Here is an 18053-nt window from a genome sequence, read left to right on the forward strand (position 1 = left end):
TGCCCGTGACCGGCCGTCCGCGGCCGGTCACGGGTTCGGCCGCGTTGCGATGATCATGGCGGGGTAGTCCCTTGTCGTGACGGTAATCACGCGACTTCTCGTAATGGTGTGTGCGGTCGTTGCCGGGGGTACTTTCGCGGCGGGTTCGGCCGCGGCTGACCCGGCGGCGCATGTGGTGGGCGAACATCCGCTGGGTCCGGCGGCGGTCGAGATGGACGTCTATTCGCCATCGATGGACCGGGTGATCACGAACCGGGTGATCCGCGCGGCCGGTGGCGGACCGGCACCCACGCTCTATCTGCTCACCGGCATCGGCGGCGGTGTGGACAACATCTCCTGGTGGGACGACACCGATGTGCGCGCGTTCTTCGCCGACAAGCATGTCAATGTGGTGATGCCGATCGGCGGGCCCAACAGCATGTACACCGATTGGATCGCCGACGACCCGATGATGGGCCGCAATCGCTGGCAGACCTACCTCACCCAGGAACTGCCCGATGTGGTCGACGCCCAGCTGGGGACCACGGGCCGCAATGCGATCGCCGGGGTGTCGATGAGCGGGGCGTCGGCGGTGGACCTCGCCATCCAGGCACCGGAACGCTTCGCCGCGGTGGCCTCCTACAGCGGGTGCCCGTGGTCGAACGATCCGGCCGGGATCGCGATGGTGAGTGCCCAGGTCGTGCGGGGCGGCGGTAATCCGGGCAATATGTGGGGCCTGCCGGGAACCGGGGCGTGGCCCGCACACGATGCCTTCGCGCGGGCCGGCGCCCTGGCCGGCAAGGCCATCTATCTGTCGGCGGCGTCCGGCATCCCGGGTGGTATCGACCGGGGACTGCCCTTCCCACCGGTGGAGGCCGTCGCGAGTGCGTGTACCGGTGCTTTCGCCGGTCGGCTCGGGCAACTCGGCATCCCGGCGGTGTTCGTGGACCGGCCCGAGGGCTCCCACACCTGGGGACTGTTCGAGGCGGACCTCCACGATTCCTGGCCCGTACTGGCCGGTGGTATCGGCGCCTGAGCCTGTTCTCGACGGTTCCCGGCAGTGGGAACGAACGCCGCCGAGATCAGCCGGTTCACGACCGCCATATCGTTGCCGCCACCCGTGACCGGGGTGAAGGAGTAGACCAGGCGGCGACCGAGGTCTCGGGTGGTGAACATTCCGTCCGTGTAACCGTAGGTACTGCCGGTCTTCCCCCCAGACCGTCACTCCGCTCGCCGAGGTGACCCGCATGAGGCCCGCGCTGTAGTAGGCCCGGCTTCGGCCACTGTCGCTCGTCCCTCGGCGCTACGTAGCCGTATGGGGTGGGGCCGGGAATCGTCGTATCGGTCTGCGGGGCAGTGGTATCGGGTAGACGCGGCGCTGCCCGGACGGAACCGCCCGTCCACCGGCACCGGGGCTTTCGTGGCCGTGCCGGCGACGCCGGAAGTCCCGGACCACTGTCCTACGGGTCCGTTCACCTGCGTGAGAACCGCCGTTGCTCGGTCGGGCGCGCTGGATACCGCGGCCTGCATCGATGCCGAATCGAGTTGTGGGAGAGCGGAATCGGCATACTCGTGGACGAGACTGCTCGTCGAGGGGACGAACTTCAGGGCCAGAGTTCCGGCGCCCAAGATCACTACGGCCGAGGCGGCGCTCACCAGGGCTACCCTCGGCGATCGGACTGCTCGTCGAAAACCGAACGGCGCGAAGAATTTTCAGACCGCTGCGGGCCGGAACCGCCGGTGGCAGATCTCGCAATCACAATCGAAATAGCCGAGTCCGGCATTGCCGTGGGCGCCACGTCGTTCGGCTTCTTCCAGATCCGCGAACCAAGGCCGCCGCCGCATCGGTACCGGTCGAATCTGCGCGCTGTCGTTCATGGCGACGGAGTACCCATTTCGGACAGCGCGTACGGTCACGGTTTCGGCGCGATGGGTGTGGTGATACTGGAGGGGATGGCAAGCACAGATCCCGAACCGATCCGGGAATCGCGCAGGGCGTCGGCGGGCGCCGGTTGGTCGGCCGCCGACCGCGCGGCCTACCGCCGTTTCGTGCGCGCCCAACACCCCGACGTCGGCGGTGACCCGGCCGCGTTCCGAGAAGGTCTGGCTCGCTACGAGGCCGCCCGCCGGGCCGGTACCTCCGCATCCGAAGTCGACCCGACGGACCGATTCGACGGGCCGGTGCGGTTCGTCGCCACACCGCGTGGCTGGTGGCGAGCAGTGCGCGTGCTGCGTCCGCGCCGGCGTACCCGGCACCTGCAGTGATCGATATGCCGGAAGCCTATCCGGCTAATGGCCGACAACAGCGATAGCTGGGTATACGCTGATGTAAGGCCATTCTGTGATGTGGCTTACTCCAAACATCGGGGTGTCGTCGCTCGACCTATCCCGCGGCAGTGCGTCCGCGTCGGCGTGTCGAGCAAACCAGGAGAAGGCCATGAAAGGTGGCACAAGTATCGCGATAGGGGTGGGCATAGGTTACGTGTTGGGGCGCACGCGCAAGATGCGGTTCGCGCTGGGGGTGGCGGGGGCGATGATGGCGAAACGCTCGTCGGACATTCCCGGTGAGTTGCTGGAACGGGGGACATCGCTGCTCAAGTCGTCGGCGGATCTGACGCAGCTCACCGATACCGTTCGCGACGAATTGCTGGGCGCGGCCCGGTCCGCCGCCGTGACCGCTGCGAGCAATCAGCTCGACTCACTCAACACCCGGCTGCAGCAGGGTTCGTCCCTGTTGTCGGGCGACTCCCTCTTGTCGGGCAAGGACCGCGAGCGAGCACCGGCAGCCGAGCCGGACGACGAAGGCGAGCCCGAGGTCCTGGACGTGGAGTCCTCCGACGAAGATCTCGAGGAAGTCGATTCCGGTGACCGGGAAGAAGACCGGGAGCCGCCCGCCCCGCGGACACGCAAGTCCGCGGCCCCCCGCGCGCGGAAGACGACTTCTCGGACTTCCACTACTCGTAAATCCGCGGAACGCAAACCCGTTTCGGTCAGCCGACGCCGCAGCGGCTCCGATTCCGACGAACCGCCCGTGCGACGCACGAGGAGGTGAGAGCGATGGCGAAAACGGCTCAGCCGACCAGCCCGCTCCAGCAATCGGTGCAGAACCTCGCGGGCACGCTGGCCGAACGCGCGGTGGAAGGGCTGTCGAACCGGGTCTCGAAGACCGCCGGCCGGTTGAACGACTACGCGGGTGGCGAGGGAAATCTCCTCGCGGCCGTGACCGGCGTCGACAAGCTGGCCGGCGGCGCTTCCCCACTGCACGCCGTCATGAGCGGAGGTATGAGCAAACTCAAGCACTCGGCGGGGGAGACGTTCCAATCGATCAAGAATTCGCTGACCGGTGGTGGCAAAGGAGGCGGAGGGAAGAAGCTCAAGCTGACCAATATCGTCGAGGAGATCGACGTCGGCGTGCCGATCGATCTGGCCTACGACCAGTGGACCCAATTCGCGGACTTCCCGAAGTTCACGAAAAAGCTCGAGCAGGTCGAGCAGGTCTCCGACGAGAAACTCAGCTGGACCGGCAAGGTGTTCTGGTCGAGGCGAACCTGGGAGTCCACCATCATCGAACAGGTTCCGTTCGAGCGGATCATCTGGCGCTCCAAGGGCGCCAAGGGCTATATCGACGGTGCCGTCGGCTTCTACGAGCTCACCCCGAACCTCACCCGCATCCTGGTGGTGCTCGAGTACCACCCGCAGGGAGTGTTCGAGAAGACCGCCAATATCTGGCGCGCCGCCGGGCGCCGATGCCGATTGGAGCTCAAGCACTTTCAGCGTCATGTCATGACTGATGCGGTCCTGCACAGCGACGACATCGTCGGCTGGCACGGCGAGATTCGCGACGCCAAGGTCGTGGAAGACGACGAGACGGCACGACAGCGCGAAGAGGAAGAACGCGAGGAGGAAGAAGAGGCCGCCGAGGAGGACCACGAAGAGGACAACGCCGACGAGGAAGCCTTCGCCGACGAAGAACCGGATGAGGCAGAAGAAGACGAGGAGGACGAGGAAGACGAGCAGGACCGGGATCGGAGCGATCGGGACGAGGAGGAAGAACCGCAGCCGCCTCGCCGCCGAACGGCCGCCCGCAAGAGCTCGGTCACTCGCCGGCCACGTGTGAGCGGAGGAGCAAGAAGATGACGATCGAACCCGCAGGAGGCGGGGGCGGAGGCGGAGCCGGCACGATGGCCCGGCCGAATTCGTCCAGCCTGGCCGATGTAATCGACACCATTCTCGACAAAGGCCTGGTCATCGACGCGTTCGCCCGGGTGTCGCTGGTGGGCATCGAATTGGTGACCATCGACGCGCGCGTCGTGGTCGCCAGTGTCGACACATATCTGCGGTTCGCCGAAGCGGTGAACCGGCTGGAGATTTCGACCAGTGAACCGAAGGGCATCACCGACATCGTCGGCGACGTCACCGAGGGCGCGGCCAAGCACAAGACCAAGGGCGCACTCGATGCGGCCGGACAGAAGGTCGCGGACTTCCTCGGCGATGTGCAGGAGAAGCGGCAGACGGTGCACCGGCCCTCCAAGCGAGAGGAGCGGTGATGGCTGCCGATACCACAGCCGTCTACGTCTACGGCATCGTGCCCGCCGACGTCGAGCCGCAGCCACACGCCACCGGAGTCGGCGATCCACCGGGTGAGGTGACGGTCGTGCGGCACGGCGACATCGCCGCGCTGGTCAGCCCGCTTTCCTCCGATCGGCCCCTGGGCACACCCCAGGACCTCACCGCCCACGAGAAACTTCTCGACGGGTCCGCGGCGGTGGCCCCCGTGCTGCCGCTGCGGTTCGGCGCGGTCATGACCGACACCGATGCGGTGGAAAATGAACTGCTCGAGGCGAACGAAGACGAATTCCACGCGGCCCTGGTGGAACTCGAGGGGCGCGTGCAGTTCGTTATCAGAGGACGTTACGTCGAGAATGCGATCTTGCGCGAACTGCTCGACGAGAATGCCGACGCCGCACGCCTCCGGGACGAGATCCGTGGGAAATCGGAGGATGCGACCCGCAACGAGCGAATCATGCTGGGCGAGATGATCAATCAAGCCATCGAGACGAAGCGAGCCGAGGACACCCGCAAAGTGGCTTCCGAACTCGAGAAACTCGAGGCGATGGTCAACCTGCGCGACCCCACCCACGAAGAGGATGCCGTGCACCTCGCGGCACTGATCGAAACGGCCCGCCAGGACGAGTTGGAGGAGTTGTTGCGCCGGCTCATGTCGGACTGGGACGGCCGGGTGGAGTTGAGTCTGCTCGGGCCGATGGCCGCCTACGACTTCGTGACGAAGCGAGCACCGAAGGAGTGAGGCATGGGTCTGTTCTCTTCGATACTCCTGCTTCCCGCCGCGCCGGTTCGTGGCGTGATCTGGCTGAGTGAATTGATCCAGGAGCAGGTCGAACAGCAAATGCACGATCCCGTGAGGTTGCGGCGCGAGCTCGAGGACATCGACCGTGCCGCGGCCGCCGGCGAGCTGTCCGCGGAGGAGGCCGCGCAAGCGCAGCAAGAGATCCTGAATCGGATGACCGGTCCGAGGTAGGTCCGACCGACCGGAAGAAGTGACTCCCGTGGCCCGCGACACCATCTCCGACGATGCCCAGGCATCGGACGAACAACCGCCACTCACCGCGGCGCAGGCCGCTGGGGTGGCGGTCGAATGCCTCGCGGAATTGACATCGCACCCCCTCCAGGGCGTCACGAGCGTGGAGCCGACCGACGACGGGTGGCTGGTGGAGATCGAGGTGCTCGAGGATCGCCGGATCCCCTCCTCGGCGGACATCATGGCGCTGTATCAGGTGGAGATCGATTTCGACGAGAACCTGCTGGCCTACCGCAGAACCAAGCGCTACATCCGCGGCAGCACCGACATCGGCTCGAGGGGGCAGCGATGACGGTGGTCGGAGGCGAGTCGTACGCGCCGCAGCCTTATGGCGGCGGGGGTGGGGGCGGGCACCACTCCACCAATCTCGCCGACATCCTGGAGCGAGTCCTCGACAAGGGCTTGGTGATCGCGGGCGATATCCAGGTGAATCTCCTCGACATCGAACTGCTCACCATCAAGTTGCGGTTGGTGGTCGCGTCCCTGGAGACGGCCAAGGCGGTGGGTATCGACTGGTGGGAGACCGACCCCTGGCTCAGCAGTAAGGCTCACACGCTGGAAAAGCAGGACAGCGACCTGGAAATCGAGAACCGGGAATTGCGCGAGCGGATCGCCCAATTGGAGGCGTCGAACGAACGCCGGCAGCCCATCGAGCGCGGGCGCGAGTCGAGGAAAGAGCGATCGTGACGGATCGTTGCCTGGTCTGGCTGTACGCGGTGGCGCCCCGCAGCGACGAGGAGGCGGAAACCGCCGCGCCGACCGGAGTCGCGGGGGAGCCGGTGCGGACGATCGTTTCCGGCGATCTCACCGCGATCGTCGGCTCGGTGCCGAGGGATGTGTTCGGCGAAGAGCCGCTGCGGCGGAACTTCGAAGACCTGGACTGGCTGGAGGCGACCGCGCGGGCACACGACGCGGTCGTCTCGGCCGTGGTGCGGCGCGGCCCGGCCGTACCGTTGCGGCTGGCCACCGTCTTTCGCGACGACGACCGGGTGCGTGAGCTGCTCGACGAACGGCGAGCGGATTTCGCCGCGGCGTTGGAATTGGTGAGCGGGCGCACCGAATGGGGAGTGCGCGCCTACGGCGACCGTGCCGTCCTCACCGCCGCCGTGGCCGAGGCCAAGGCCGAAGCCGGCACCATGACGCCGGGCGCGGCCTATCTCGCCCGGCGGCGCGCGCAATTGTCCGCGCAGGAGACGGTCGAACGCGACGCGGCCGAGCGGGCGGCGCAGGTGCACGAGCGGTTGCTGCGCCGGGCCGCGGCCGGACGATGTCAGCCACTGACCGATCCGGCGGTGAGCGGCCGCCGGGACTGGATGGTGCTCAACGGCACCTACCTCGTCGACGACGACCGGACCGAGGACTTCACGGCGACCGTGAACGCGCTCGGCGCCGAATTTCCCGGTATCCGGCTCGAACTCACCGGCCCGTGGCCACCGTATTCGTTCGCCGGCGTACAACGTGAGCCGACATGACGCGGGCCGATATGACGCGGGCCGGCACCACACCGCCCGATCGCGGCGTCGACGCCGAGCGGCGTATTGCGCTGGTGGACCTCTTGGACCGGGTGCTGGCCGGCGGTGTGATCATCACCGGCGACATCAAACTGGCCATCGCCGACGTGGATCTGGTGCAGATCTCGCTGCGCGCCCTCATCTCCTCGATCAGCACCCTGTTTCCGCCGGCCCTGTCCACGTCGCCCGACAAGCACGCCGATGACTGAATTCGGCGGTATCCCACCGCGTATCGACACCGACCCGGAATCCGTCGAACGCGGACTGGTCACCCTCGTGCTCACCCTGGTGGAGCTGCTGCGTCAGCTCATGGAGCGCCAGGCGCTGCGCCGCGTGGACGCCGGCGACCTCACCGACACCCAGGTCGAACGCATCGGCACCACGCTGATGCTGCTCGAACAACGCATGGCGGAACTGCGCGAACACTTCGGCCTCACCCCGGAAGACCTCAACATCGACCTCGGTCCCCTGGGGCCATTACTGCCCCCGCCCGAGTGACCGGGTTGCGGATACGGTAACTCGCGGCGTCCCAGTGTTGGGTGCGGACCGGCGGATCGCTCAGAAGCGAAGTTCGGAAATGGTATTCAGATCGAATCCGTGGCGAGCGTAGATCTTGATCGTGTTCTCGCCGATGAGGTCGGACTCCGCGTAGCCGAGCAGTTCGGCGACACGGATTACGTCCTCCGTCGTCGCTGCTTCGATCTCCAGATACGGAGGAATCAGGGGCCATTTATCTATTTCGAGCTGGGCACCTTCGAGAGTGAAACTCACGCGCTTGGTCTCTTGGTACGACTTGGGCATGAAGCCGATCAGCTTCAACAGTTCGTTGGTGGCAGTGAAGTCACTGACGGTGACCTCTACCTCGTGAGTGCCGTCGATGGAATCGTCGGTGATGTGCTTGACGGCGAGCGTGATGCCGTTTCCGTTGTCGCGGAGTCTGATCCACTTGGATTCATCGCCGGGGGTGATGTCGTAAACGTAGCGCCGCATGAACTGTTCGCCGAGCTTGCTTCCCCCTTTGTCGAGAATTTTGCGTTCGGCGGTCCGAGGATCGATGCCGAGAATCTTGGCTTCGTGCTCGATAGGCAAGGTGTGTCTCCAAACATGCTGTGTCACAGTGATGTTCATCCGGCACGCCGGGCGGCGAGTCGGTCGTACTCGGTGTCGCGCAAGGTGAGGATCTCGCGGCGTAGTGGGCTGCTCAGGGAGTAGTTATCACGGCAGGCGCGTCCGGTGCGCGGACCGCGTACCGGCTGCCGGATGGACGACGCATCTACTTCAAGCAGATTCGCCCGGTCCGCATCTGGCCCGGCTGCGCTTTGATCGCAACAGATTGAGCGAAAAATGTCGACCGTTTCACGCCGCGTGCACGTACACGCTGAGCACCTCGCGTCCCTCTGCTGCCGCCTGTGAATCCGGGAAGTGTTGTGCCAGAAGGCTATCCAGTTGGTTGAGCCGCTTTCGTACCCATGAAAAATGATGCTCGATCGGCTGTTCGAGGACCGGCGAAATCGCGGCCAAGCTGGCGTCGAGGTCGCCCAGTCGGGCGCTGGACATGGCGAGGTAGAGCGTTGTCAGCATCTCGTCACCGGGTGAACGCTGATTTTTCCACGCGCGCAGGGCTTCTTCCGACGCTTTGACCGAGCGTTTCAAGGTCTTTGCGTCATCAGCCCACATGAGCGAAAATCCGTGGTAGTAAATCTGTTTCGCCGGGGTGAAAGTGAACAGTCCTGGTATCTCGTCGTTGTCGACTCCCTTATCCCGCGCCCGGTCGGCTTGCTCGAGCAATTCTGCGGCGTGCTCTGAATCGCCGAGATTGGCTACCGATGCCGCGAGGCTGCACAGCAGGCGTGTCTCGGCCGTACCGGTCGATGCGCTGACATAGCGAAGTCCGTCCTCTGCCGCGTCGCGGGCCAACTCGAAGTCCCGTGTGAAGCGATGCGCGAGTGCCTGGGTCCCCCGTGACCACGCGCGGAGTTGGTCATGGTTGGCGCGGTCACCGAGTTGGAATGCCGCTTCGGCGTGGAGCTTGGCATGGGAATGCTGACTGGACCGTGCGTTGCTCCTGGCGAGCCCATCGCCCGGGTCCCGGGGCGGAAGGGCCGTAGGGTGAACGTATGAACCGGTTAGGTAGCGCCACTTCTCCCTACCTGCGCCAGCACGCCGACAACCCCGTCGACTGGCGGGAATGGAGCGCCGAGGCGCTGGCGGAGGCGCGGTCGCGGGATGTGCCGATCCTGCTGTCGGTCGGTTACGCCTCCTGTCATTGGTGTCACGTGATGGCGCACGAATCGTTCTCCGATCCGGCCACCGCCGAACTGATGAACGCGAATTTCGTCTGTGTGAAGGTCGATCGCGAGGAACGGCCCGATATCGACGCGGTGTACATGTCCGCGACCGTGGCGATGACCGGGCAGGGCGGGTGGCCGATGACGTGTTTCCTCACGCCGGCCGGGGAGCCGTTCTACTGCGGCACCTACTATCCGAAATCGCCGCGCGGCGGTATGCCGTCGTTCACCCAGCTGCTGACGGCGGTCGCCGATACCTGGACCAATCGCCGTGCCGAGGTCGACCAGGCCGCCGGTCAGGTGGCGCAGGCGCTGCGGGACCAGGGCGCCGGACTGCCCGCGAGCGAGTTGACCGTCACGCCCGAGTTGCTCGCGCACGCGGTCGCCACGGTGCTGCGCGATGTCGACGAGCGCTACGCCGGATTCGGCGGGGCGCCGAAATTCCCGCCCTCGGCGCTGCTGGAGGGCCTGCTGCGCCATTACGAGCGCACCGGGGAAGACGCTGCGCGGCAAGCGGTTTCGGCGACCTGCGCGGCCATGGCGCGCGGGGGAATCTACGATCAGCTGCGTGGTGGCTTCGCGCGCTACTCGGTCGATGCCGCCTGGGTGGTTCCGCATTTCGAGAAGATGCTCTACGACAATGCCCAACTGCTGCGTGCCTACGCGCATCTGGCGCGGCTGGAGGCGAGCGGTGAACCGGGGACGGGCGACCCACTGCCGCAGCGGATCACCGAGGAAACCGCGGCCTTCCTGCTCACCGATCTGCTGACCGCCGAGGGCGGGTTCGCCTCGGCCTTCGACGCCGACACCCATGTGGAACCCGGGGCGCCCGGAATCGAGGGTGCCACCTACGTGTGGACGCCGCAGCAGCTCACGGAAGCCCTCGGTCCCGAGGACGGCCCGTGGGCCGCAACGATTTTCGGCGTGACGCCCGAGGGCACGTTCGAACACGGCACCTCCGTGCTCACCCGGTACTCCGATCCCGGCGCCGGGCCGGGCGAGGATCCCGCCGCCGCCCGCCGCTTCGACGACATCCGGCAGCGGCTGCGCGCGGTGCGGGACCGGCGGCCGCAACCCGAGCGCGACGACAAGGTGGTCACCGCCTGGAACGGCATCGCGATCACCGCCCTCGCCGAGGCCGGTGCCGCCCACGACCGGCCGGAATGGGTCGACGCCGCGGCGCGGTGCGCGCGGTACCTGCTGGACCGGCACCTCGTCGACGGCCGTTTGATGCGCGCCTCACTGGGCGGCGCGACCGGTAGCGCGCCCGCCGTCCTCGAGGACTACGCGTGGCTGGCGACCGGCCTACTGGCCCTGCACCAGGCCACCGGCGAACTGTCCTGGCTCGACCGGGCGCAGCAGCTGATCGACGCCGCCACAACCCTTTTCGAGGACCCGGCACAACCCGGCAGTTGGTTCGACACGGCCGTCGATGCCGAGGAACTCGTCGCCCGCCCGCGCGATCCGCTCGACGGGGCGACCCCGGCCGGGGCCTCCACCTTCGCCGAAACCCTGCTCACCGCCTCCGCCCTGAGTGCCCCGGACCGCGCGGCCCGTTACCGCACGCTGGCCGATGCCACCCTCGACGCAGGCGCCATCGTGCTGGCCCGTGCGCCGCGCTCCGGCGGCCAGTGGCTCAGCGTCGCCGAGGCGGCACTGGCCGGGCCGATCCAGATCGCGATCTCGCAATCGGCCGACGCCGACGCTAGCGCCGAACTGCTCGGCACTGCACGGCGTTTCGCCCCTGGCGGTGCGGTCATCGTTGCCGGACAGGCAGATTCGGCGCCGCTGCTCACCGAGCGCCCCGCACTGGGAGGCGCCCCGGCGGCCTACATCTGCCGTGGCACCGTTTGCGATCTCCCGGTCTCGGATCCGCAGCGGGTGCGCACAGCACTGGTGGGAGAGTGAAGCGCCGCTGATCCGGTAGCGGCATCCGTTCGATGCCGCCCAGCTGTATTCGGGTCTCAGACGGCCTTACGCGGTACCGAAGCCGAGCGTGCGAGGTGGGCGACGGCGTGAATCGGAGGTAGCGAGAGGTTCACGTGGTGACGATGGGTGCGCGGTATCCGGCCCGGCGCAGCCGCCCTCACTCCTCGACCGGAGCGTTCGCGCCCAGTCCCACCGGTTTGCGATCGGTCCAGCACGCCGTCGGCTCCCGGCGGCCGCGCAGCTGGATCTTGTCGTAGAGCACCCACCGGGAACGTTCGGATTCGGTCGCCGCGTCGATCACGGCCTGGCTGGCCAGGATCCGGCGGGGGACCTCCTTGGCCTCGGTGGTGAGCCGGGAGGCCTCGTTGACGGCGTCGCCGATCACGGTGAATTCCAGCCGGGTGTCGGTGCCCACGTCGCCGGCGAAGACGCTGCCGCGCGCCAGGCCGATGCCGATATCGAATTCGCCGCCGAGGGCCACCTCGTCGCGGATGCGCCGCGCGGCGCGCAGGGCGGGAGTCGCGTTGTCGCCCAGAGCGATCGGGGCGCCGAAGATGCACAGCGCCGCGTCGCCCTCGAATTTGTTGACCAGCCCGCCGTTGTCCTCGGTGGCCGAGACGACCACGGCCAGTAGGCGATTGAGCTGATCGACGAATTCGCGCGGCGCGAGTTCGGTCGACATCTCGACCGATCCGGTCACGTCCACGAACAGCGCGGTCACCACCCGCACATCGCCGGTCAGGTCGACGCCGCCGGCCAGTGCGCGTTCGGCCACCTCGTTGCCGACGTGGCGGCCGAAGACGTCGCGCATGCGTTCGCGTTCGGACAGATTCTCGGCCAGTTCGTTCACCGACAGTTCCAGGCGCCCGATCTCACTGGCGCTCGTGATCGGCACCCGCGCGGACAGTTCCCCGCGCGCGATCCGGTCCAGCGCCCGCCGCAGCGTCCCCAGCGGCGCCGCCACCGACCGGGCCAGCGTGGCGGTGGTCAGCGCCCCGACCAGCAGGCCGACCAGCGACATGTACAGCGCGGTCCGCACCCGATCGGTGGCGTCGGCCACCGGATCGCCGAGGACGGTGATCAACATCAGCAGCGGCATCGCCCCGGCCACCGCCCAGGAGATGACCAGCCGGTTGAGCACCGTGGCACTCCAGTGCGAGGTACCGCCGAGCACCCGCGCGATCACCGGGATCGTCGGCCGGATGAGCCGGTCCACCACCAGGAAGGTGAAACCCGCCGACTCCAGCCCGCCCAGGAAGAACATCGCCCCGATCGCCCACAGGGCCCGGGTGGGTACCACCTGGGCGAACAAGGCCGTGGCGATCGCGACACCCGGTATCCAGATGGCCAGCGCCCGCACGGTGATGGCGATGGGCAGTCGCAGTAGTCGCTCGGCCTCGGGACGGGTGGGCCGGCGGGTCTGATCGATCCAGCTGAAGTAGTACACCCGGTCGCGCACCGCCAGCACGATGCCGGCCAGTGCGCCGATCACCGGATAGATCGCGGTCTGGGCCACGGCACTGAGCCAGTCCTCGCCGAGGTTGCCGAGAAATCCGCTCAACCACAATTCGACGACGATGACCGCGAGGCCGCCCAGATTGCAGACCATCACCACCGTCGAAAGGCCCCAGCGCGCACGCAGGGCCCAGAGCACGAGTCGACTGGTCATAGCCCCTGGCAGTGGTCTGGTTCGGTATTACCGGTTTCGGACGTATAGCACGAACGAGCATAGAACCCGCCCGTACGGCCGCGGCAGGTTACCGGTGATCTTGCCCTACGAGAATACGACCAACCAGATCGCGACGTAATGACACAGGGCAGCGAGAACCGTTGCCGCGTGGAAGAATTCGTGGTGACCGAAGACCTCCGGCCACGGATTCGGCCATTTCGCGGCGTACAGGATCGCGCCGACGCTGTAGGCGATGCCGCCGATCAGCAATAGCACCATCGGTGTGACGCCCACATTGTGGGTGAGCGTCGCGGCGACCGGCACGATGGCCCAGCCCAGCAGCAGATACAGCGGCACCCCGACCCAGCGCGGCGCGGTCGGCCACAGCACCTTCAATGCCACTCCGGCGACGGCACCCGCCCAGACCACGCTCAGCAGGGTGATCCCGGTGCGGCCGGGCAGCCCCAGCAGGGCGAACGGTGTGTAACTGCCCGCGATGAACAGGAAGATCATCGAATGGTCGGCGCGCTTCATCCGGGTGCGGGTGCGTGCGGACTGCCAGGTCACCCGGTGGTAGACCGCGCTGATGCCGAAGATGCCGCAGACGGTCACGCCGTAGACCAGCGTCGACCAGCCCGCGGTGGCGGAAACGGTGGCCGAGAACGCGACGAGCACCGCCACGGCGATGGCCGCGACGCCGACCGCGTAGGTGTGGATCCAGCCGCGCATCCGCGGTTTGACGGCCAGGGTGCGCAGCCCCTTCTCGGCCAGATGCTCGAGTGTGGACACCTCCCCGCGGACCGGATTTGCCGAGCTCACCGATTCGGACACTAGTTCCCTCCTGAGTAACCTACGGTTGCGTAGGTTAGTTCTTCAGCCACTGTACCGGCAGTAGGCTCCGCGTGCCGGACGCCGCCGCGATAGGGTCGATCGGAACCGGGGAACTGATTCGTGGTGTCCGCTGCCATTCCTGCGCAGCAGAAATTGGCGGAGAACTCGGGCGGCACGCGAGAGGTGGATAAGGTTGGCAGCCGTGAAGCTTGCTAGTCGGGTGCTCAGCGGTAAGGTGCGCAACCTGCCCTATCGCATCTACGAGGCGCAGCTGTCGAAACAGCTGGCAGGCAAACAGCATCCGCGCCACGTCGCGGTCGTCTGTGACGGAAATCGCCGCTGGGCGCGGGAGAACGGCTTCACCGACGTCACCCACGGCCACCGGGTCGGTGCGCTGAAGATCGCCGAACTGGTCGGCTGGTGCGAGGCCGAGGGCATCGAGATGGTGACGGTGTATCTGCTCTCGACCGAGAATCTCAGCCGCTCCGCCGACGAACTGGAAACCCTGTTCGAGGTGATCACCGATGTGGTCGAGGAGCTGTCCGCACCGGAGAACAACTGGGGTGTGCGCATCGTCGGGTCCCTGAAGGGCCTGCCCGAGGATGTCGCCCGCCGCATGCAGAAGGCGGCCGACGAAACGCACGGTCGCGGCGGTGTGCACGTGAACGTGGCCATCGGCTACGGCGGCCGGCAGGAGATCGCCGACGCGGTGCGCTCGCTGGTGCGGCAGGAGATCGCGGCCGGGGAGACCGGTGAGGACCTGGTGCAGTCGATCACGGTCAACGCCATCGGCCAGCACCTCTACACCTCCGGCCAGCCCGATCCGGACCTGGTCATCCGCACCTCGGGAGAGCAGCGGCTCTCGGGCTTCCTGCTGTGGCAGAGCGCCTACTCCGAGATCTGGTTCACCGAGGCCTACTGGCCGGAGTTCCGCCGCGTCGACTTCCTGCGCGCGCTGCGCGACTACGCCGCGCGACATCGCCGTTACGGAGTGTGAGCGGGCGGGCCGCAGATAACGGCCCGGCGCAGGATGTGTTGCATTGCATGATCATCCCCCGATCCGGTCGTGTGCTCGCGTACCGTCGCGAACATGAGCGAGATGCGGGGCGGGCCGGGTGGTGCGACGGAGGTGGCCGGAGCGCCGGTGCCCTACGTCACCTATGCCGAATTCGGCCGGCGATTCGTGGCCTACGCGGCGTCCGAACAGCGCATATCCGCTGTCTTCGCCCAATTGGCAGGTAGCGCATTCGATTTCGGCCCGATCGGGGTCGGCCCGGCGCATCTGGCGAAGGCCTCGGCGCGGGTGCAGCTCGGTGATCCGGTGCTGGAGCGCTCGGTCGGCGAGGTCGTCGGTTTCGAGCTCGCGATCCCGCTCGATATCGATCTGCTGCTGGATCTGGCCGTCGATCGCCACCGCTTCGAGGTCACCGGCTTCGTCCACGTCCACCTGGCGGTGCGCACCGCGGCGCCGCTGCGGATCGTCATCGATATCGCCGAACCGCATCCGGGCGATGTGCGCATCGATGTGGCCACCACGACCCGGCGCGGCCAACTGCTGCGGCTGCTGGCCAGCGTCGATCACGAGATCCGCCGGTTCGTCGCCCGCTATGTGGCCAACGAGATTCGCAAACCGCATATCGCGGCCGTCCGCGATATCGATGTCGCCGCACGGCTGGACGCGGCCTGGCCGGCCTGATTCGCCAACTCGTCGAAGGGAACCGGATCAGAGCTTGCGCAGCCGGATCCGGTTGATGCTGTGGTCGGAATCCTTGCGCAGCACCAGAGTTGCGCGTGGCCGCGTCGGCAGGATGTTCTCCACCAGATTGGGCCGGTTGGTGGCGTTCCAGATCTCCTGGGCGGCGATGGTCGCCTCGGAATCACTGAACTTCGCGTAGTGGTGAAAATGCGACTGCGGGTCCGCGAACGCCGTTTTCCGAAGGGAGAGAAAGCGATCGACATACCACCGCTCGATATTCTCGATGCGCGCGTCGACGTAGATCGAGAAGTCGAACAGGTCCGAAACCATCAGCCGCGGCCCGGTCTGCAGGACGTTGAGCCCTTCCATGATGAGGATGTCGGGCTGGCGCACGCAGTGGAACTGGTCCGGCAGGATGTCGTAGGCGATATGCGAATACATCGGTGCGCACACCTCGGACGCACCGGATTTGACCTCGGTGACGAAGCGCAGCAGCTTGCGCCGGTTGTAGCTTTCCGGAAAACCCTTGCGGTGCATGATGCCGCGCCGGGTGAGCTCCACGGTGGGATAGAGGAATCCGTCGGTGGTCACCAGATCGACGCGCGGATGGTGATCCCAGCGCGCCAGCAGCGCCTGCAAAACGCGGGCAGTGGTCGATTTACCGACCGCCACACTGCCGGCGATGCCGATGACGAACGGCACCTGATGATCCGGATGCGTTTCCCCGAGGAAGGTCGCGGTGGCGGCGAACAGCCGCTGCCGGGCGGCGACCTGGAGATGGATCAATCGGGCCAGCGGCAGATAGACCTCGGCGACTTCTTCGAGATCGATCTGCTCGCCGAGACCGCGCAGGCCGATCAGTTCTTCCTCGGTGAGGATCAGCGGAGTCGATTTACGCAGGGTGCGCCATTGTTTGCGATCGAATTCGACATACGGACTCGGCTCGCTCATCCGGGCCACCTACGCACACTCCCGGTCCGGAGTTCCCCCGCCGGGCGGGCGCGCCACCACCCGTAACGACGTCACCGATGAACGTGTGCCGTGCCCGGCGCGGTGAAATGCGCTCGACAGTCCTCGCATAGGCGAATTCTCCTCGGGGTGGGCACCGCACCGAACGCGGGGTGTTATTACTCGCCGGTAACCCTGGGTGACATTTCTCTCTCGACCGACGGGTTTCGGTCGCCGACGAGGCCGGGAACGGGGAAGCGGCTATCGTCGGATGTCATGGCTGCGCATCCGCTCGTCACCGAATATCTGCGCCTGGGACTGGCATTCGACCGATTGGAACCCGGCTTCGTCGACGCCTACACCGGCGATCCCGCGCTGCGCCGGGCCGTGGAGTCGGCGCCCGCGCCGCAGCCGCGCGAACTGGCCGACCGGGCGGCGGCCCTGCGCAAGGAACTGCCCGAGGCCGGGCTGAGCGAGCAGCGCGCCGAATTCCTGGAGGCGCATCTGCGCGCGCTGGAATGCTCGGGACGCAAGTTCGCCGGTGACGACATCTCCTTCATCGAGGAGGTGCGGTCCTATTTCGACGTCGATATCGCCCTCGGTGACGTCGAGGACTATCGGGACGCGCACCGGCAGCTCGACGAGGTGCTGGCCGGTGACGGCTCGCTGCTGGATCGGATGACCGCACATCGGCGCGCCGACGAGATTCCGCCGCAGCGCCTCACCGAATGTGTGCAGGCGTTCTCGGGCGCACTGCGCGAGTTGGTGCGCGAACGCTATCCGCTGCCGGATCACGAGCAGGTGGAATACGAGATCGTCGGCGACAAACCGTGGTCGGGATTCAACTACTACCTCGGCAATTTCCGGTCCCGGGTCGCGATCAATTCCGATCTCAAACAACATATGGCGCAGCTGCCGGCGCTGATCGCGCACGAGGCCTATCCCGGTCACCACACCGAACACTGCCGCAAGGAGGCCGGGCTGGTCGCCGCCGGACAGGACGAGCAGACGCTGTTCATGGTGAACACGCCGCAATGCCTGATGGCCGAGGGGCTGGCGGATCTGGCGCTGAAATCGATCATCGGCCCGGACTGGGGAATCTGGGCGCAGGAGATCTACGCCGACCTCGGCCTGCGATTCGACGGCGAACGCGCACAACGACTGTCGAGCGCCTCGGCGAAACTGCTGGCGGTCCGCCAGGATGCGGCGCTGTTGCTGCACGATCGCGGCCGCAGTGCCGACGAGGTCGCCGAATTCCTGCAGCGCTGGAGTCTGACCACACCCGAGCGCGCGCGGCAGTCCCTGCGTTTTCTGTCCTCGCCGCTGTGGCGGGCCTACATCAGCACCTATGTGGAGGGGTATCGCCTACTGGGCGGATGGCTGGATCGCGCGGTCGACACCGACGATCGGGTGGCGCGCTTCGGCCGGCTGCTCGACGAGCCGCTGACGCCGGCGGCGCTGCGCAGGATGTGAGGTACGCGCCGTAGCGAGAATCGGGGAATATTCGGCCCCGGACATTCGGCGGCGATGTCAGTACGCGGAAATAGTTAGCCCGGCAAACAATGGCGACCGTGATCGGCATCGCAATATCCGGTTCGGGGCT

At 66.8% G+C, this 18053-nt stretch carries 21 protein-coding genes; 16 read left to right on the plus strand and 5 right to left on the minus strand.

Features of this window, described 5'->3' with window-relative positions; genetic code table 11:
- The first annotated feature begins 103 nt into the window (after positions 1-103).
- The 12 genes from ACPCUW_RS03720 to ACPCUW_RS03775 all read left to right on the plus strand — a co-directional run bounded on the left by ACPCUW_RS03720 (position 104) and on the right by ACPCUW_RS03775 (position 7587).
- Positions 104-1015: an alpha/beta hydrolase gene (locus ACPCUW_RS03720; RefSeq protein ID WP_063017000.1), complete on the plus strand. Its 912-nt coding sequence runs from the start codon at positions 104-106 to the stop codon at positions 1013-1015.
- A gap of 917 nt (positions 1016-1932) precedes the next feature.
- On the plus strand, positions 1933-2244 hold the full coding sequence (locus ACPCUW_RS03725; protein ID WP_423423664.1) for a hypothetical protein: 312 nt from the start codon (positions 1933-1935) through the stop codon (positions 2242-2244).
- Between the two features lie 172 nt (positions 2245-2416).
- Positions 2417-3031: a hypothetical protein gene (locus tag ACPCUW_RS03730; protein WP_423423665.1), complete on the plus strand. Its 615-nt coding sequence runs from the start codon at positions 2417-2419 to the stop codon at positions 3029-3031.
- Between the two features lie 5 nt (positions 3032-3036).
- Positions 3037-4116 (plus strand): SRPBCC family protein, encoded by a 1080-nt coding sequence (locus ACPCUW_RS03735; RefSeq protein ID WP_423423666.1) that lies wholly within the window; start codon positions 3037-3039, stop codon positions 4114-4116.
- The gene (gene gvpJ / locus ACPCUW_RS03740) at positions 4113-4526 is read left to right on the plus strand and encodes a gas vesicle protein GvpJ (protein WP_174553898.1); all 414 of its coding nucleotides are present in this window, start codon (positions 4113-4115) and stop codon (positions 4524-4526) included. Before ACPCUW_RS03735 ends, gvpJ begins: the two co-directional genes overlap by 4 nt.
- On the plus strand, positions 4526-5287 hold the full coding sequence (locus ACPCUW_RS03745; RefSeq protein ID WP_423423667.1) for a GvpL/GvpF family gas vesicle protein: 762 nt from the start codon (positions 4526-4528) through the stop codon (positions 5285-5287). The genes gvpJ and ACPCUW_RS03745 overlap by 1 nt, the downstream gene beginning before the upstream one ends.
- A gap of 3 nt (positions 5288-5290) precedes the next feature.
- Entirely contained in the window at positions 5291-5518 is a 228-nt protein-coding gene (locus ACPCUW_RS03750) for a gas vesicle protein GvpG (RefSeq protein WP_063016993.1), read from the plus strand.
- Positions 5519-5546: 28 nt separating this feature from the next.
- Positions 5547-5870, plus strand: a complete 324-nt coding sequence (locus ACPCUW_RS03755) for a gas vesicle protein (RefSeq protein ID WP_423423668.1) — start codon at positions 5547-5549, stop codon at positions 5868-5870.
- Complete coding sequence (locus ACPCUW_RS03760) at positions 5867-6265, plus strand: gas vesicle protein (RefSeq protein ID WP_423423669.1); 399 nt, start codon at positions 5867-5869, stop codon at positions 6263-6265. The genes ACPCUW_RS03755 and ACPCUW_RS03760 overlap by 4 nt, the downstream gene beginning before the upstream one ends.
- Positions 6262-7050, plus strand: a complete 789-nt coding sequence (locus ACPCUW_RS03765; RefSeq protein ID WP_423423670.1) for a GvpL/GvpF family gas vesicle protein — start codon at positions 6262-6264, stop codon at positions 7048-7050. The genes ACPCUW_RS03760 and ACPCUW_RS03765 overlap by 4 nt, the downstream gene beginning before the upstream one ends.
- Positions 7047-7298, plus strand: coding sequence for a gas vesicle protein (locus tag ACPCUW_RS03770; protein ID WP_423423671.1), 252 nt, complete (start codon positions 7047-7049; stop codon positions 7296-7298). The genes ACPCUW_RS03765 and ACPCUW_RS03770 overlap by 4 nt, the downstream gene beginning before the upstream one ends.
- On the plus strand, positions 7291-7587 hold the full coding sequence (locus ACPCUW_RS03775) for a gas vesicle protein K (RefSeq protein WP_030518151.1): 297 nt from the start codon (positions 7291-7293) through the stop codon (positions 7585-7587). The genes ACPCUW_RS03770 and ACPCUW_RS03775 overlap by 8 nt, the downstream gene beginning before the upstream one ends.
- Before the next feature lie 60 nt (positions 7588-7647).
- Here ACPCUW_RS03775 and ACPCUW_RS03780 read toward each other — a convergent pair whose 3' ends face one another.
- Together ACPCUW_RS03780 and ACPCUW_RS03785 are read right to left on the minus strand one after the other, a co-directional pair.
- Positions 7648-8178: a class IV adenylate cyclase gene (locus tag ACPCUW_RS03780; RefSeq protein WP_423423672.1), complete on the minus strand. Its 531-nt coding sequence runs from the start codon at positions 8176-8178 to the stop codon at positions 7648-7650.
- Between the two features lie 267 nt (positions 8179-8445).
- Positions 8446-9006, minus strand: a complete 561-nt coding sequence (locus ACPCUW_RS03785; protein ID WP_423423673.1) for a hypothetical protein — start codon at positions 9004-9006, stop codon at positions 8446-8448.
- A 200-nt stretch (positions 9007-9206) separates the two neighbouring features.
- Between ACPCUW_RS03785 and ACPCUW_RS03790 the strand changes: the two genes are divergently transcribed.
- Entirely contained in the window at positions 9207-11285 is a 2079-nt protein-coding gene (locus ACPCUW_RS03790; protein ID WP_423423674.1) for a thioredoxin domain-containing protein, read from the plus strand.
- Positions 11286-11463: 178 nt separating this feature from the next.
- On the opposite strand, the gene ACPCUW_RS03795 is transcribed toward ACPCUW_RS03790, so the two are convergent.
- Together ACPCUW_RS03795 and trhA are read right to left on the minus strand one after the other, a co-directional pair.
- Complete coding sequence (locus ACPCUW_RS03795) at positions 11464-12975, minus strand: adenylate/guanylate cyclase domain-containing protein (RefSeq protein WP_036526294.1); 1512 nt, start codon at positions 12973-12975, stop codon at positions 11464-11466.
- A gap of 105 nt (positions 12976-13080) precedes the next feature.
- Positions 13081-13704, minus strand: a complete 624-nt coding sequence (gene trhA / locus ACPCUW_RS03800; RefSeq protein WP_064902154.1) for a PAQR family membrane homeostasis protein TrhA — start codon at positions 13702-13704, stop codon at positions 13081-13083.
- A 304-nt stretch (positions 13705-14008) separates the two neighbouring features.
- Here trhA and ACPCUW_RS03805 point away from each other — a divergent pair, with 304 nt between their 5' ends.
- Together ACPCUW_RS03805 and ACPCUW_RS03810 are read left to right on the plus strand one after the other, a co-directional pair.
- Positions 14009-14803, plus strand: coding sequence for an isoprenyl transferase (locus ACPCUW_RS03805; protein WP_063016981.1), 795 nt, complete (start codon positions 14009-14011; stop codon positions 14801-14803).
- Positions 14804-14896: 93 nt separating this feature from the next.
- A complete protein-coding gene (locus ACPCUW_RS03810) occupies positions 14897-15502 on the plus strand; it encodes a hypothetical protein (RefSeq protein ID WP_305779192.1) in 606 nt (201 codons plus the stop codon).
- A gap of 27 nt (positions 15503-15529) precedes the next feature.
- On the opposite strand, the gene coaA is transcribed toward ACPCUW_RS03810, so the two are convergent.
- Positions 15530-16462: a type I pantothenate kinase gene (coaA, locus tag ACPCUW_RS03815; protein WP_063016977.1), complete on the minus strand. Its 933-nt coding sequence runs from the start codon at positions 16460-16462 to the stop codon at positions 15530-15532.
- A gap of 264 nt (positions 16463-16726) precedes the next feature.
- On the opposite strand from coaA, the gene ACPCUW_RS03820 reads away from it, so the two are divergent.
- Positions 16727-17923 (plus strand): DUF885 domain-containing protein, encoded by a 1197-nt coding sequence (locus ACPCUW_RS03820; protein ID WP_423423675.1) that lies wholly within the window; start codon positions 16727-16729, stop codon positions 17921-17923.
- Positions 17924-18053 lie beyond the last annotated feature (130 nt).

This window comes from Nocardia sp. AB354 (genome assembly GCF_049538315.1).
GTDB classification, from domain to species: domain Bacteria; phylum Actinomycetota; class Actinomycetes; order Mycobacteriales; family Mycobacteriaceae; genus Nocardia; species Nocardia nova.

Excerpts from the sequence above, each read along its gene's own strand:
- ACPCUW_RS03720 (WP_063017000.1), top strand. The coding sequence starts at position 104 with ATGGTGTGTGCGGTCGTTGCCGGGGGTACTTTCGCGGCGGGTTCGGCC.
- ACPCUW_RS03790 (WP_423423674.1), top strand. The coding sequence starts at position 9,207 with ATGAACCGGTTAGGTAGCGCCACTTCTCCCTACCTGCGCCAGCACGCC.
- ACPCUW_RS03820 (WP_423423675.1), top strand. The coding sequence starts at position 16,727 with ATGGCTGCGCATCCGCTCGTCACCGAATATCTGCGCCTGGGACTGGCA.
- ACPCUW_RS03730 (WP_423423665.1), top strand. The coding sequence starts at position 2,417 with ATGAAAGGTGGCACAAGTATCGCGATAGGGGTGGGCATAGGTTACGTG.
- ACPCUW_RS03750 (WP_063016993.1), top strand. The coding sequence starts at position 5,291 with ATGGGTCTGTTCTCTTCGATACTCCTGCTTCCCGCCGCGCCGGTTCGT.
- ACPCUW_RS03760 (WP_423423669.1), top strand. The coding sequence starts at position 5,867 with ATGACGGTGGTCGGAGGCGAGTCGTACGCGCCGCAGCCTTATGGCGGC.
- gvpJ (WP_174553898.1), top strand. The coding sequence starts at position 4,113 with ATGACGATCGAACCCGCAGGAGGCGGGGGCGGAGGCGGAGCCGGCACG.
- ACPCUW_RS03775 (WP_030518151.1), top strand. The coding sequence starts at position 7,291 with ATGACTGAATTCGGCGGTATCCCACCGCGTATCGACACCGACCCGGAA.
- ACPCUW_RS03795 (WP_036526294.1), bottom strand. The coding sequence starts at position 12,975 with ATGACCAGTCGACTCGTGCTCTGGGCCCTGCGTGCGCGCTGGGGCCTT.
- ACPCUW_RS03735 (WP_423423666.1), top strand. The coding sequence starts at position 3,037 with ATGGCGAAAACGGCTCAGCCGACCAGCCCGCTCCAGCAATCGGTGCAG.
- trhA (WP_064902154.1), bottom strand. The coding sequence starts at position 13,704 with ATGCGCGGCTGGATCCACACCTACGCGGTCGGCGTCGCGGCCATCGCC.
- ACPCUW_RS03770 (WP_423423671.1), top strand. The coding sequence starts at position 7,047 with ATGACGCGGGCCGATATGACGCGGGCCGGCACCACACCGCCCGATCGC.
- ACPCUW_RS03810 (WP_305779192.1), top strand. The coding sequence starts at position 14,897 with ATGAGCGAGATGCGGGGCGGGCCGGGTGGTGCGACGGAGGTGGCCGGA.
- ACPCUW_RS03725 (WP_423423664.1), top strand. The coding sequence starts at position 1,933 with ATGGCAAGCACAGATCCCGAACCGATCCGGGAATCGCGCAGGGCGTCG.
- ACPCUW_RS03745 (WP_423423667.1), top strand. The coding sequence starts at position 4,526 with ATGGCTGCCGATACCACAGCCGTCTACGTCTACGGCATCGTGCCCGCC.